General features: G+C 72.1%; 12 protein-coding genes. 4 read left to right on the top strand and 8 right to left on the bottom strand.

Annotated elements, in window-relative coordinates:
• Positions 1-38: 38 nt before the first annotated feature.
• The 6 genes from lnt to WA675_RS17245 form a co-directional block, all read right to left on the bottom strand.
• Positions 39-1,595 (bottom strand): apolipoprotein N-acyltransferase, encoded by a 1,557-nt coding sequence (gene lnt, locus WA675_RS17270; protein WP_336085694.1) that lies wholly within the window; start codon positions 1,593-1,595, stop codon positions 39-41.
• Between the two features lie 181 nt (positions 1,596-1,776).
• The gene (locus WA675_RS17265) at positions 1,777-3,369 is read right to left on the bottom strand and encodes an amidohydrolase (protein ID WP_336085589.1); all 1,593 of its coding nucleotides are present in this window, start codon (positions 3,367-3,369) and stop codon (positions 1,777-1,779) included.
• 30 nt (positions 3,370-3,399) lie between these two features.
• Positions 3,400-3,603, bottom strand: a complete 204-nt coding sequence (locus WA675_RS17260) for a hypothetical protein (protein ID WP_336085588.1) — start codon at positions 3,601-3,603, stop codon at positions 3,400-3,402.
• Between the two features lie 46 nt (positions 3,604-3,649).
• Complete coding sequence (locus tag WA675_RS17255; RefSeq protein ID WP_336085587.1) at positions 3,650-4,144, bottom strand: FxsA family protein; 495 nt, start codon at positions 4,142-4,144, stop codon at positions 3,650-3,652.
• A gap of 63 nt (positions 4,145-4,207) precedes the next feature.
• Positions 4,208-4,867, bottom strand: coding sequence for a response regulator transcription factor (locus WA675_RS17250; protein WP_336085586.1), 660 nt, complete (start codon positions 4,865-4,867; stop codon positions 4,208-4,210).
• A 40-nt stretch (positions 4,868-4,907) separates the two neighbouring features.
• Positions 4,908-6,074, bottom strand: coding sequence for a sensor histidine kinase (locus WA675_RS17245; protein WP_336085585.1), 1,167 nt, complete (start codon positions 6,072-6,074; stop codon positions 4,908-4,910).
• Positions 6,075-6,130: 56 nt separating this feature from the next.
• Between WA675_RS17245 and WA675_RS17240 the strand changes: the two genes are divergently transcribed.
• Entirely contained in the window at positions 6,131-6,898 is a 768-nt protein-coding gene (locus WA675_RS17240; RefSeq protein WP_336085584.1) for a TSUP family transporter, read from the top strand.
• Here WA675_RS17240 and WA675_RS17235 read toward each other — a convergent pair.
• On the bottom strand, positions 6,895-7,539 hold the full coding sequence (locus WA675_RS17235) for a TetR/AcrR family transcriptional regulator (protein ID WP_336085582.1): 645 nt from the start codon (positions 7,537-7,539) through the stop codon (positions 6,895-6,897). The genes WA675_RS17240 and WA675_RS17235 overlap by 4 nt on opposite strands.
• 178 nt (positions 7,540-7,717) lie before the next feature.
• On the opposite strand from WA675_RS17235, the gene WA675_RS17230 reads away from it, so the two are divergent.
• From WA675_RS17230 to WA675_RS17220, 3 genes are read left to right on the top strand one after another with little or no spacing between them, the layout of a single operon-like run.
• On the top strand, positions 7,718-9,250 hold the full coding sequence (locus tag WA675_RS17230) for a TldD/PmbA family protein (RefSeq protein ID WP_336085581.1): 1,533 nt from the start codon (positions 7,718-7,720) through the stop codon (positions 9,248-9,250).
• Positions 9,247-10,641 (top strand): metallopeptidase TldD-related protein, encoded by a 1,395-nt coding sequence (locus WA675_RS17225; protein WP_442945646.1) that lies wholly within the window; start codon positions 9,247-9,249, stop codon positions 10,639-10,641. Before WA675_RS17230 ends, WA675_RS17225 begins: the two co-directional genes overlap by 4 nt.
• 47 nt (positions 10,642-10,688) lie before the next feature.
• Complete coding sequence (locus WA675_RS17220) at positions 10,689-11,504, top strand: HAD family hydrolase (protein ID WP_336085580.1); 816 nt, start codon at positions 10,689-10,691, stop codon at positions 11,502-11,504.
• A 361-nt stretch (positions 11,505-11,865) separates the two neighbouring features.
• Here the strand turns inward: WA675_RS17220 and WA675_RS17215 are convergent, their stop codons facing one another.
• A complete protein-coding gene (locus tag WA675_RS17215) occupies positions 11,866-13,059 on the bottom strand; it encodes an erythromycin esterase family protein (protein ID WP_336085579.1) in 1,194 nt (397 codons plus the stop codon).
• Positions 13,060-13,092 lie beyond the last annotated feature (33 nt).

Below are 13,092 nucleotides of genomic sequence, written 5' to 3'. Positions count from 1 at the left end.
CGACTTTCGCCCGCTTCCCCCGGGTTGAAACAAACCGCTTATTCAGAATTGTCCGAACTCCGCGCATCCTGCGTCGGATTCACTCGGCGGCGCCGGAAAAACACCAGCCCGACGCCGATCGCGCACAGGATAACGGACACCAGTTCCGGGGCTGGGCCGATTCGCGAAGCGATTGTCGACGTGTCGCGCAACGGTAGGCTCGCCACCAGAGCGGCCGGGACCACCTGCGCGCTCTGCTGGGCGAGCGCGCCGTCGGCGGTGATGATCGCGCTGACGCCGGTGGTCGCCGCGACCACCAGGGCCCGGCCGTGTTCCACCGCGCGTACCCGCGACATCGCCAGTTGCTGGTAGGTCATTTCGCTCTCGCCGAAGGTGGCGTTGTTGGTCGGCACTGTCAGCAGTTGCGCGCCCGATGCCAGAGATTCCCGAAATGCCCGATCGAAGGCGACTTCGTAGCAGGTCGCCACGCCGATCGGAATCCCGGCGGCCGTGACCGTTCCGTCACCTGTTCCCGGAACGAAATATCCGGCGCGGTCGGCATAGGAAGAGAACAAACGGAAGAAACCTCGCATCGGCAGGTATTCGCCGAAGGGCTGGATGATCTTCTTGTCGTGCCGCTCCCCCGGTCCGTCGGCACCGTTCCAGACGATCACCGAGTTGGTGGTGGTGCGGTCGCCGTTCACCAGGACCGAGCCCACCAGGATCGGCGCGCCGATCCTGGTCGATGCGCGGGTGATCAGGGCGGCGGCGTCGGCATTGCGCAGCGGGTCGATATCGGAGGAGTTCTCCGGCCAGATCACGACGTCGGGGCGCGGGGCGCGGCCCTCGGCGACGTCGTCGGCGAGTTCCTCGGTGCGGCGGACGTGATTGTCGAGGACAGCGCGGCGCTGGGCGTTGAAGTCCAGGCCCAGGCGCGGCACACTGCCCTGGATGGCCGCCACCGTGATCGACCGGTGGCCCGCGTCCGGGGCGGGCAGCGTCGGCCGGAGGATCGCTCCGGCGAGCGGCATGACGGACACGGCCACCAGCGCCGTGGCGAATCCGCGGCGTACCGCGCGGTCGGCGGTGCGCGGCGCCGGGGTGCGCAGCCAGGCCCGTACACGCAGGGCCAGCGCGGCCAGCCCGGTGCCGGTCAAGGCGACGGCGAAGCCGATCAGGGGTGCGCCACCGTAGGCGGCCAGCGGCAGGTACCAACCGTCGGCCTGGCCGAAAGCGATGCGCCCCCACGGGAATCCGCCGAACGGAAAGTTCGATCTGGCCCATTCGGCGGTGGTCCAGGCCAGCGCGAGCCAGACCGGCCAGCCGGGCAGCGCGCTCAGCCACCGCGCCAGCACCCCCCACAGCCCGAAGAACACCGCACAGGCTGTGGACAGCGCCAGCCACGGCACCGGTCCCACATAGATGCCGGTCCACGGCAGCAGCGGCAGGAAGAACGCCAGTCCGCCGAGCATTCCGTACCCGAAGCCACCACGCGGCTTCCCGGGCCCGCGCACCGCCAGGGTGAGCAGGGCGACGGCGACCGGCGCCAGGAACCACCACGGCCGCGGCGGGAAGCTGCCGTACAGCAGCAGCCCACCCAGCACGGCGGCGAGCATGCGGAGCAGCAGCGCCTGACCCCATCGGCCGTCCGCCGGTGCGGTGGACCGGGCGTCCGAGCGCACCGCGTCGGCCGCTTCGCTGTCGGGCTCGCCCGGTGTACCCGGCGCGGGGTCGCGACGGTGGCCGGTGGCGGGGTCGATCATGGTGTGGGGCTCCGTGATTCGCGAGGTCGGCCGGTCAGGCGGAGTAGATCGTGGTGCCGTGGTGGACCGTGCGCAGGCAGGTGGGCAGGGGGGCGCCGGGCTCGAGCGAGGGCAGGCCGGGCACGCGGGAGCGCGGGTCGGTGGACCAGCGCTGGACGGTGTCGGCGGCCGCGGCGACGACGAGGTCACCGGCGTCCCAGACCGCGTAGGAGGCGGGCGCGCCGGGCGTGAGGGTGCCCGCCACGCCGTCGCGGACGCCACCGGCGCGCCAGGCCCCACGGGTGGCGGCGGCGAACGCGGCACGTGGTGAGAGTCCGTGTCCCGGGGTGCGGTGGTGCGCGGCGGCGCGGATCTGCTCCCAGGGATTCATCACTGTGACGGGAGCGTCCGACCCGATGGCGAGGGAGATGCCCGCGGCGGCCATGGCGGCGAAGGGATTCAGGCCCGCGGCGCGTTCGGCGCCGAGGCGGGTGGCGTACATGCCGTCCGGTCCGCCCCAGGTGGCGTCGAAGGCCGGTTGGACCGACGCGATCGCGCCGACGGCGGCGAGCTGCGCGATCCCGGCCGCGTCGATCATCTCGGCGTGCTCGACCCGGTGCCCGCGCGCGGCGACCGCCGGTCCGCCGAGTTCGGCGGCGACGCGGGCGAATCCGGCGACCACGGTGTCCAGGGCGGCGTCGCCGATGGCGTGGAAGCCCGCCTGGATCCCGGCCTCGGTGCAGGCCAGCAGGTGCGCGGTGACGGCGTCGGCATCGAGGAAGCTCTTGCCGCAGCCCGCCGCGTCGGCGTAGTTCTCGCGCAGCAGGGCGGTGTGCGAGCCGAGCGAGCCGTCGACGAACAGGTCGCCACCGAGGGCGTGCACGCCGAGGTCGGCGACCAGCGCGCGGGCTTCCTCGACGGTGCGCACGGCCTCGCCCCAGTAGGCGCGCACCTGCACGCCGTGGTCGAAGGCGAGCAGTTCGCGCACGTCGTCGCGGCCGGAGATGTCGGGTCCGGCGCATTCGTGCACCGCGACGATGCCGTGCGCGGCGGCCGCGTCCAGGGCGGCGGCGCGAGCCGAATCACGCTGGGCGCGACCCAGTTCGGCGAGCGCGACGGCACGCACGCGATGGTGCGCGTCGGCGCGGACGGGCTCGCCGCGGGTGAAGCCCTCACCGAGCGGTCCGGCCGCGTCCAGCAGCGCCGAGGAGGCGACCGCCGAGTGCGCGTCGACCCGCGCGAGATAGACCAGTCTGCCGGGGCCCGCCGCGTCGTCGAGTTCGGCGACGGTGGGTGGCCTGCCCTCCGGCCAGGTGGTGTCGTCCCAGCCCTCGCCGATGAGCACGCCGTCGGGGTGCGCCTGGGCGTGGGTCCGCACGGCGGCGAGCAGGTCGGCCAGCGAGGCCGTGGCGCCGAGGTCGAGTCCGGTCAGCTGCAGGCCGAGCGCGGTCACGTGCACGTGCGGGTCGACGAAGGCGGGCGCCACGAAGGCGCCGCCGAGGTCGACGATCTCCGCGTCGGGGTGCAGGGCGCGGCCGGGCGCTTCGGCGCCGAGCCAGACCACGGTGCCGTCGGTGACCGCCATGGCGGTCGCGTCCGGGGAGCTGGAACTGTAGAAACGACCGCCGATCAGCAACTGGGTACTCACGGTCACCCAGTCTGCCGTATCGGCGATTCGTCAGGTCGGCAGGGACAGCAGGGCGTGGACGTCGCCCTGGCGCAACCCGGCGGGGGTGTGCCCGCCCGCCTCGGCGGCGATGAGTTCCAGTCGCCAGGCGGCGACGGTGAAATCCGACAGGGACTGTCCGGCGGCGGTGCTCGCTTTGCGCACCGCGTCGGCCAGTTGCTCGCTCACCGTGATGGTGATCTGCTCGGTGGCCATCCGGACACTGTAGACCCTCCCGCGCCCGAAGGCGGCATCGCCGGGATCAGGCGGAGCCGAGTGCCCTTGGGCCGCTGGTGTGTCCGTCGTCGTACCACTGCCCGACGACCACGCCGTCGACCACATCACCGCTGTCGGCGTCGACGACCATGCCCCGGTACCGCGAGGGCGCGAAGGACGGCAGCGGCCCGAAGCGGCGGGTGCCGAGCTTCTCCAGGACCGGGCGCAGCAGCGCGCGGGTGGGCGGGAACAGCGCGAGCAACCCGACCAGACCGGTGACCAGGCCGGGCACGAACAGCAGCACCGAACCGGTGGCGACGAGCAGCCCGTCGGCGACCGCGCTCTCCGCGGTGACCTCCCCGCGCGCGGCGCGGCGGAACCGCTCGAAGACCCGCCTGCCCTGGGCACCCAGCAGCAGCAGACCCACGCCGGACACGGCCACCAGCACGAGCAGCGCCCAACCGACACCGATCAGCTGGGCGAGACCGATCAGGGCGGCGATCTCGACGACGAGGTAGAGCACGAACAGCAGGGCGGTCATGGCGATCCTTTCGGACGATCTCCCCCTACAACGCACGAGCGGCCGATTTTTCTCCCGGCCCGCTCAGCCACCCGGCCGGACCAGGCCCGTCTCGTAGGCCAGCACCACCGCCTGCACCCGGTCACGCAGCCCGAGTTTGGTCAGTACCCGGCCCACATGGGTCTTGACCGTGGCCTCGGACAGGAACAGCGCGGCGGCGATCTCGGCATTGGACCGCCCGGCCGCGATCTGCTCGAGCACCTCGCGTTCGCGGGCGGTGAGCACGTCGAGCACGCCGGGGTCGCGCAGACCGGCGGGGTCGTCGGCGACGAGGCGGTCGAGCAGGCGCTTGGTGACCTTGGGCGAGACGACCGCGTCCCCGGCGGCCACGCTGCGGATCGCCGAGATCAGGTCCTCGGGCGGGGTGTCCTTCAGCAGGAATCCGCTGGCTCCGGCGCGCAGCGCGCCCAGGGCGTGTTCGTCGAGGTCGAAGGTGGTCATGACGAGCACCCGGACGCCGTCGCCCGCGGCGACGATCCGGCCGGTGGCGGTGACGCCGTCGACGACCGGCATGCGCACGTCCATGAGCACCACGTCCGGGCGCAGCTCCCCCGCGCGGCGTACCGCTTCGTCGCCGTTGGCCGCCTCCCCGATCACCTCGATGTCTGGGTGGGCGCCCAGCACCATCTTCAGGCCCATCCGCATGAGTTCCTGATCGTCCACCACGAGCACGCTGATCGGCATTTCCCTACCCTAACGGCCGAGCCCTGCCCCAACGGCCCGGTCAGTCCTGGTCGGTCCGCAGTGGCAGACCGGCGCGGACCCGCCAGCGCCCGTCGTCGAGCCTGCCCGCCGAGAGGGTGCCGCCGAGCACCGCGACCCGCTCGCGCATGCCGACCAGGCCCATCCCGCCGCCGGGCGCCGTGCTCGGCCGCACCGGTACCCCGCCGCTGTCGGTGACCTCGACCACCACCTCGTCGTCGTGGCGATGCACCCGCACCACGGCCTTGGGGCTGGCCTCGGCGTGCCGCAGGGTGTTGGTGAGTGATTCCTGCACGATCCGGTGCACGCCCAGGCTGACTTCGGGCGCGATGTCGTCGAGTTCGCCCGCCAGTTCCAGGTCGACGGCCAGCCCGGCCTCGCGCATCATCTCGACCAGCTTGGCGATGCCCGCGCTGCCGTGCTGCGGGAGCAGTTCCGGGGCGTGCTCGGTGCGCAGCAGGGCGACCGTGCGGCGCAGTTCGCGCAGGGCGTCGCGGCCGGTCCCGGCGATGGTGGCCAGCGCGCGTTCGGCCACCTCGGGGTCCTGGCGCAGGGCGTACTTGGCGCCGTCGGCCTGCACGATGATCACGCTCACCGCGTGCGCGACGACATCGTGGAGTTCGCGGGCGATGCGGGTGCGTTCGGCGGCGACGGCCTCGTGGGCGCGACGTTCCTTGTCGTAGTCGGCCACGGCCAGCCGGGCGGCGACCTCGGCGTCGTAGGCGTGGCGGGCGCCGTTGAACTCCGCGAGCGTCCAGCACAGCGCGTAGATCACCCCGACCAGCGCGATGTCGCCGCCCTCGGGTTCGCGCAGCAACCACAGCGACAACCCGAGGTCGGTCGCGAGGCAGACCAGGTAGATCAGCCCGTCGCGCCTGCCGACGTAGGCGACCAGGGTGTAGAGCATCACCCCGAGCCCGATCAGCGCGACGTGCCCGGTGGTGTCGCCGCCGATCGCGGCGGTGACCAGCGTGCACAGGATCGACAGCACGAAGATCGAGGCCGCCATGGCCCGCGGGTAGACCCGGCGCAGGATCAGCGGCAGCGGCAGGACGGCGGAGAAGGCCAGGTAGACGGCCGGATGCGGCTCGTCGGCCACGCCGAGGGCATCGAGCACCATGAGGAAGATCGCGAGGTGGAGATCGGCGACGACGGGTCGGTCGCGGAGCCACAAGCTGAACCGGCGCACCGGCCCAGCCTAGGCCCGAGCTGGCTTTTCGCGCGTGATCTTGATTGCCTGGTCGGGTGCAACTGGGAGACTGGACGGTCCTGCTGGTGGCGGCGGCCGCGGCGGGCTGGGTGGACGCGGTGGTCGGTGGCGGCGGGCTGATCATCCTGCCGACGCTGTTCCTGGTGATGCCCGGCATCGCCCCGCAGACCGCGCTGGGCACGAACAAACTGGCCGCGCTCTCGGGCACCGCGACGGCGGTGGTCACCTTCGCCCGCCGGGTGCCGATGCAGTGGAAGGTCCTGGTCCCCGGTGCGGTGATCGCCGCGATCACCGCCGCCTGCGGTGCCGCGGCGGTCTCGCTGATCGACCGCGACCTGTTCATCCCGTTGGTCATGGTGGTGCTGGTGGGTGTGGCGGTGTTCGTGACCCTGCGGCCCTCGGTCGGCATGACGATGGCCACCCATCCGCCGACCCGGCGCCGGGTGATCCTGGTGGTCGCGCTGGCCGCGGGCCTGATCGGCCTCTACGACGGCCTGCTCGGGCCGGGCACCGGCACCTTCCTGATCATCACCTTCGCGACCCTGCTGGGCACCGAGTTCGTGCGGGCGGCGGCGATGGCGAAGGTGATCAACTGCGGGTCGAATGTGGGCGCGCTGGTGTTCCTCGGCGCGACCGGGCACATCCTGTGGGGGCTGGGCGCCGGGATGGCGGTGGCGAATGTGGCCGGGGCGCTGGTGGGGTCGCGGATGGCGCTGGCCCGGGGCGCGGGGTTCGTGCGGATCGTGCTGCTGGTCGTGGTGGTGGTGATGGTGGTGCGGCTGGGCTGGCAGCAGTTCGGTTAGCGGACCGGTTCGACCGGCGCCGCGGCGGTCAGCCAGGGTTGCAGCACCCGCGAGGTGGTCTCGTGGATCTTGCGGTGCAGGTGTTCACCGTCCTCGATGCTGGGCTGCTGGAACAGCACCGTCAGCGCGCCCGACACCGCGCCGACGACCGCGCCGACCAAGGCGGCGGCGCCGATCTCGTCGAGCTCGTGCGGGAAGGCGGCGTGCAGCTGACGGGCGATCTCGCGCTGGGCGATCAGCTGGGCGTGCGCGGCGCGCCCGCTCACCGACGGCACCGTGCGCGAGACCTGGGCGCGCAGGGCGGCGATGCGTGAGCTCAGATCGCCCGCGCGGTGTTCGCCGGGGTTGTCGCCCGCGGCCCGCAGCGCGCGCAGCAGGACCTCTACCGGCCGCTCGCCCGGGCGCCGGGTGGCGATGGCGGCCACCGCCGCGCGGACCCGGTCGTCGGGTTCCGGGAAGAGCAGTTCTTCCTTGCTGGCGAAGTAGTTGAAGAAGGTGCGGGTGCCGACCTCGGCCTCGGCCGCGATGTCGGCGACCGTGGTCTCCTCATAGCCGCCCGCCTCGAACAAGTCGACCGCGGCAAGCAGAATCGCACGGCGGGTTCGTTCCCTTTTTCGATCACGCAGGGCGGAAGGCGGCACGCGGGCACCCTACGTCATCGGCGCTGTTCCCGGCGGGAGGAGCGTGACCCCCGCGCGTCCGCGGCGGGGCTTGCCTGGCCCGGTTTTTCGCGCTCGGCGACGCGAAATCCGCACTGGCAGCGGACACGTTGGCGCGCACGGCGCCCGTGTGTCGGTGGCAGCGGCTAGCGTAGGTCCGGTGAGCGATACCACGACTTCCAGGGATGTGGACGAGGAGTTCCGCGCGCTCGGGCTCGGCACCCTCGCCGAGGCGGCGCTCTCGGCCGCGCGCGCGGCCGGCGCCGACCACGCGGATCTGCGCGTGCAACGTCTGGTGACGCAATCGATCCGGCTGCGCGACGGCCGGGTCGAGGCGGTCACCGACGCGACCGAGGTGGGGCTGGCGGTGCGCGTGATCGTCGAGGGCACCTGGGGTTTCGCCTCGCACGCCGCGCTCACCCCCGAGACCGCCGCCGAGGTGGCGCGGCGCGCGGTCACCGTGGCGCGCACGCTGCGCGCGCTGAATCGGGAACGTGTCGAACTCGCCGACGAACCGCGCTACGCCGACGTGTCCTGGGTGTCGGCCTACGACCTGGACCCGTTCGCGGTGCCGACGGCCGAGAAAGTGGCGTTGCTGCAGGACTATTCGGAGCGGCTGTCGAGCGCCGACGGGGTCGACCATGTGACGGCCTCGGTGCTGCAGGTCAAGGAGCAGAGCTTCTACGCCGACACCGCGGGCTCCTCGATCACCCAGCAGCGGGTGCGCCTGCATCCGCAACTGGAAGCGGTCACCGTGGATTCGGCGGCCGGGGTGTTCGAGACCATGCGCACCCTCGCCGCGCCCGCGGGCCGCGGCTGGGAGTACGTCACCGGGGCCGACGGAACCTGGGACTGGACGGGCGAACTCGCGCGGATCCCGGAGTGGCTGGCCGAGAAGGTGAAGGCGCCCAGTGTCGTCGCGGGTCCCACCGATCTGGTGATCGATCCGACGAACCTGTGGCTCACGATCCACGAATCCATCGGTCACGCCACCGAATACGATCGCGCCATCGGCTACGAGTCCGCCTACGCGGGCACGTCTTTCGCCACTCCCGACCAGCTGGGCACCTTGCGGTACGGGACACCGATCATGCAGGTCACCGGGGATCGCACCCAGGTCAACGGGCTGGCCACGGTCGGCTGGGACGACGAGGGCGTGGCCGGGCAGCGCTGGGATCTGGTGCGCGACGGGGTCCTGGTCGGTTATCAGCTCGACCGGGTCTTCGCTCCGCGGCTCGGTCTGGAGCGGTCCAACGGCTGCTCCTACGCCGACTCCCCGCACCACGTGCCGATCCAGCGGATGGCGAATGTGTCGCTGCAGCCCGATCCGGTGCGCGACACCACCACCGCCGAACTCATCTCCCGGGTCGAGGACGGGATCTATATCGTCGGCGACAAGTCGTGGTCGATCGATATGCAGCGCTACAACTTCCAGTTCACCGGGCAGCGGTTCTTCCGGATCCGTCACGGGGAGCTGGCCGGTCAGCTGCGCGATGTCGCCTACCAGGCCACGACCACCGATTTCTGGGGGTCGATGGAGGCGGTGGGCGGGCCGGGCACCTGGCAGCTCGGCGGGGCGTTCAACTGCGGTAAAGCGCAGCCGGGGCAGGTAGCGGCGGTCAGTCACGGCTGCCCGTCGGTGCTGGTGCGCGGGGTCAGTATTCTCAACACCCGGACGGAGGGCGGACAGTGACCGGAGCGGGTGTGTTCCCGGCGGGCGCCGTGGTCGAGCGGGCGCTGGCGGCGTCGAAGGCCGACGAGGCGATCGTGATCGTCACCGACGCGCACGAGGCCTCGCTGCGCTGGGCGGGCAATTCGATGACCACCAACGGTTCCTCGGTCTCCCGGGACTGGGCGGTGATCTCCGTGCTGCGCGACGGCCCGAACTCCGCGCGGGTGGGCAGCATCAGCTCCACCAGTGTGGATCCGGACGAGATCGAGGCGGTGGTGCGCGCGAGCGAGGAGGCGGCCCGCGCGGCGACGCCGTCCCGCGACGCCATGCCGCTGCTCGAGCCCACCGACGACGACACCGCCACCTGGGATCATGCGCCCGGCGCCACCGAGATCGACGTGTTCACCGCGCTGGCCCGCGATCTGTCGACCGGGTTCGACGGCACCGACCGGCTCTACGGTTTCGCCCACCATCAGGTGCACACCACCTGGCTGGGTACCTCCACCGGCGTCCGCCGCCGGTTCCGCCAGCCGACCGGCTCGGTGGAGATCAATGGAAAGCGCGGCGCGGGCGCGGATCTGGCGAGCGCGTGGGTGGGGGTCGGCACCGCCGATTTCACCGATGTCGACACTCCCGGCCTGCTCGCCGAGCTCTCGCGCCGCCTGGACTGGGCGGGGCGCCGGGTGGAGCTGCCCGCCGGGCGCTACGAGACCTTGCTGCCGCCCTCGGCGGTGGCCGATCTGATGATCTATCTGGCCTGGTCGATGGAGGGCCGTGGCGCGCACGAAGGGCACACCGCCTTCGCCCGGGCCGGGGGCACCCGGATCGGCGAGCGGCTCACCGATATCCCGCTGACGTTGTTCTCCGATCCCGGTGCGAACGGTCTGGAGTACCGGCCGTTCGTGGCGACGCCGTCGTCGTCGGAGTCGCTGTCGGTGTTCGACAACGGGTTGTCCGCGCAGCGGGTGGACTGGATCGGCTCCGGGGTGATCGAGTCGCTGGTGTATCCGCGGGCCACCGCCGCCGAATTCGACGCTCCCGCCACGGTTCCCGGCGAGAACCTGCTGCTCACCGGCGGCAGCGACGCGTCACTGGACGACATGATCGCCCGCACCGAACGCGGCCTGCTGCTCACCTGCCTGTGGTACATCCGCGAGGTCGACCCGGCGACGCTGCTGCTGACCGGGCTCACCCGGGACGGCGTGTACCTGGTCGAGAACGGTGCGGTCACCGGGGCGGTGAACAACTTCCGCTTCAACGAGAGCCCCCTGGATCTGCTGCGCCGGGTCTCGGAGGCGGGCGCCACCCAGCTCACCCTGCCCCGGGAGTGGAAGGACTGGTTCAGCCGCGCCGCCATGCCGCCGCTGCGGATCCCGGACTTCCACATGTCCTCGGTGAGCCAGGCCACCTGAGTCACCGGCTCCACCGGGGCTCCAGCGGGCCGTGACAGCATGGTCGGGTGACTCGCATCCGGCTGTTCGCCACCGACCTCGACGGCACCCTGCTGCGCTCCGATCGCAGTATCTCGCCGCGCACCGCCGCCGCCATGGCCGCGGCGCAGCGGGCCGGGATCGAGGTCGTGTGGGCGACGGCGCGGGCGCGGCACTCCGTGCACGAATTCGCGCTGTCGTGCGGATTCCGCGGAAAGGTGGTGTGCGCCAACGGTGCCGTGCTGCTCGATCTCGCCACCGGTGCGCCCGAGATCATCGACACCGTCTCGATCGACGCCGAGTCCGCGGTGGCCGCGATGACCCGCATCCGCACCTTGATTCCCGGTGTGGTGTTCGCGACGGTCGGCGCGACCCAGTTCGTCGCCGAACCCGCCTACGCGGCCCTGTGCACCTTCGCCGATCACCATCGCGACCCGCAGGAGATGGCGGTCTCGGATGTTCTGCCGACCCGCACCGAGCCGATGGTGAAGATCGTGGCCCGGCATCCGGAGGTCACCGGTGCCGAGCTGTACCGCGCCACGGCCGCCGCGGGTGTCGGCGGGGTGGAGCTCACACATTCCGGCGCGCCGTACATGGAGATGGCGGCGGCGGGCGTGTCGAAGGCCAGCGCACTGGCCCGGCTGTGCGCCCTCGACGGCATCGACCTGGTCGAGGTCGCCGCCGCCGGTGACGCCACCAACGACATCGCCATGCTGACCTGGGCGGGCACCGCCCTGGCCCCCGCCAACGCCCGTCCGGAGGTACTGGCCCTGGCCGATCGGGTGCTGGCGAGCAATGACGAGGACGGGGTGGCCGAATACCTCGAGGAGCTGGTCGCCTGGTGAACTCGGCCCCGCGCCGGACCACCCACCACCACACCGGCGGGTCGTCGTGGCGCGAGGCCGGACGCTCGCTGTGTAGCCGCTCGACGGTGATGACATCGGGATGCGGAGGCGATGCCGACGCGGACACTGACACCGGCACCGGCACCGGCACCGGCACGCGCACGGGCACGGGCACCCGCACGCGCACGCGCACGGGCACCGGCACCGGCACCGGCAGGGCACGGGCAGGGCATGGGCACCGGCACGGGCAGGGCATGGGCATGGCTACCGGCAGCCGGACTGACGTTGTCCCGTGCGGGCCGCTGTCAGGCGTGACGCGCGCGGCGTGGTGTGCCGACCGTCATCGGGCAGCCTTGGCGCGTCAGCGGATGGCCTCGCGACGCGCGCGATCGATATAACGCTCGTAGCCTTCGTCGGGGTTCGGGTGACCAGTGTTCAGGTGGAGGATGGCGTCCGATCCGGCGACGGTATCCGGATCGAGGGGGAAGTAGCCCTGGTCGGGCGTGATGTCCGTGCGAGTCCCGGCTGCGGCCAGGGCCGAGGCCGGGGTGAGTCCCCAGGTCTCGACGCTGTCCTGGAGGGCACTCTCGTACGTGCCCGGCGCGGAGTCGGCCAGGCCGAGGGTATCGCTGCGGCCGAGGCTGCCGAGGATCACCGTGTACTCCTCGCCCAGCAGCGCGCCGAGGATTTCGCCCGCACCGGCCCAGGTGAGGTCCATCGGGCCCATCCGCATGGTGCTCGCGTTGCGGCGCAGGTGCAGGTTGTGCGCGTAGACCAGGGTCGGGCCGCGGCGGGCTTCGTCGGTGCGGAGGTCGAGGAGGTTCTGGGCCATGAGGGCGTCGCGGGTGGCCGACAGGTGTGACCAGCGGGCGGCGGGGTCGAGGGGCTGTGCAGCGGCCCGGTGGTAGCGCAACAGTCCCAGGGCGGCCGTGAGATGGAGTGCGGCCCTGCGCCATTCGGGGTAGGAGGTGGTGGCGATGCGTTCGGGGGCCCGGGTGTGCAGGGTGACGAGCAGGTCGTCGGCCAGGACGCGCAGCCGGTCGGCTTCGGGGGTCGCGCCCGGGGAGGCGGCCGGGTCCAGGACGGCTTCGGTGCGGCTCCAGCGGTCGTCGGGGCCGAGCAGCTCGGCGATGTCGAGGTCCAGATCCAGGTAGTCGCGGACGAATTCGAGGTGGCGGCGCGGGCTGGGGGCGCTCATCGTCTCCATGGGGGCGTCGAAACCGTGGCAGGTGACGTGGTCGGCGGCGGGCCGCTGGGCATTGTGGGCGCGCAGCCACGCGATCAGCTCGCGGTTGGCCGTCGTTTCGCCGAAGCCGTGCGACAGGCCCGAGCGCAGCACCTCGTCGAGGGTGCCGGGTCCGCCGCACACGTAGTCGTTCACGGCGAGGGCGGCGACCCGGTCGGTTTCGAGGGCGATCGAGCGGAAACCGCGCTCGACCAGCCGGGGCACCAGCTCGTTGCGGAGCAGGGCGAAGCCGGGTTCGCGATGGGCGGGCTCCCCCAGCGCCAGCACGGCACACGAGGACGGGACGAAGGTGGTGATTTCCTGGCTCATGTGTCTCGATCGTATCGTTGAAAGAACGGTAGA

Origin of the sequence: Nocardia sp. SSK8, from assembly GCF_037034205.1 — a bacterium.
Lineage (GTDB): Bacteria > Actinomycetota > Actinomycetes > Mycobacteriales > Mycobacteriaceae > Nocardia.
This window is presented reverse-complemented; position numbering and strand designations above follow the sequence as displayed.

What these genes read in the sequence shown, in the direction of transcription:
- lnt (WP_336085694.1), bottom strand. Translation starts at nt 1,595, where the DNA reads ATGCTCGCCGCCGTGCTGGGTGGGCTGCTGCTGTACGGCAGCTTCCCG.
- WA675_RS17260 (WP_336085588.1), bottom strand. Translation starts at nt 3,603, where the DNA reads ATGGCCACCGAGCAGATCACCATCACGGTGAGCGAGCAACTGGCCGAC.
- WA675_RS17255 (WP_336085587.1), bottom strand. Translation starts at nt 4,144, where the DNA reads ATGACCGCCCTGCTGTTCGTGCTCTACCTCGTCGTCGAGATCGCCGCC.
- WA675_RS17250 (WP_336085586.1), bottom strand. Translation starts at nt 4,867, where the DNA reads ATGCCGATCAGCGTGCTCGTGGTGGACGATCAGGAACTCATGCGGATG.
- WA675_RS17215 (WP_336085579.1), bottom strand. Translation starts at nt 13,059, where the DNA reads ATGAGCCAGGAAATCACCACCTTCGTCCCGTCCTCGTGTGCCGTGCTG.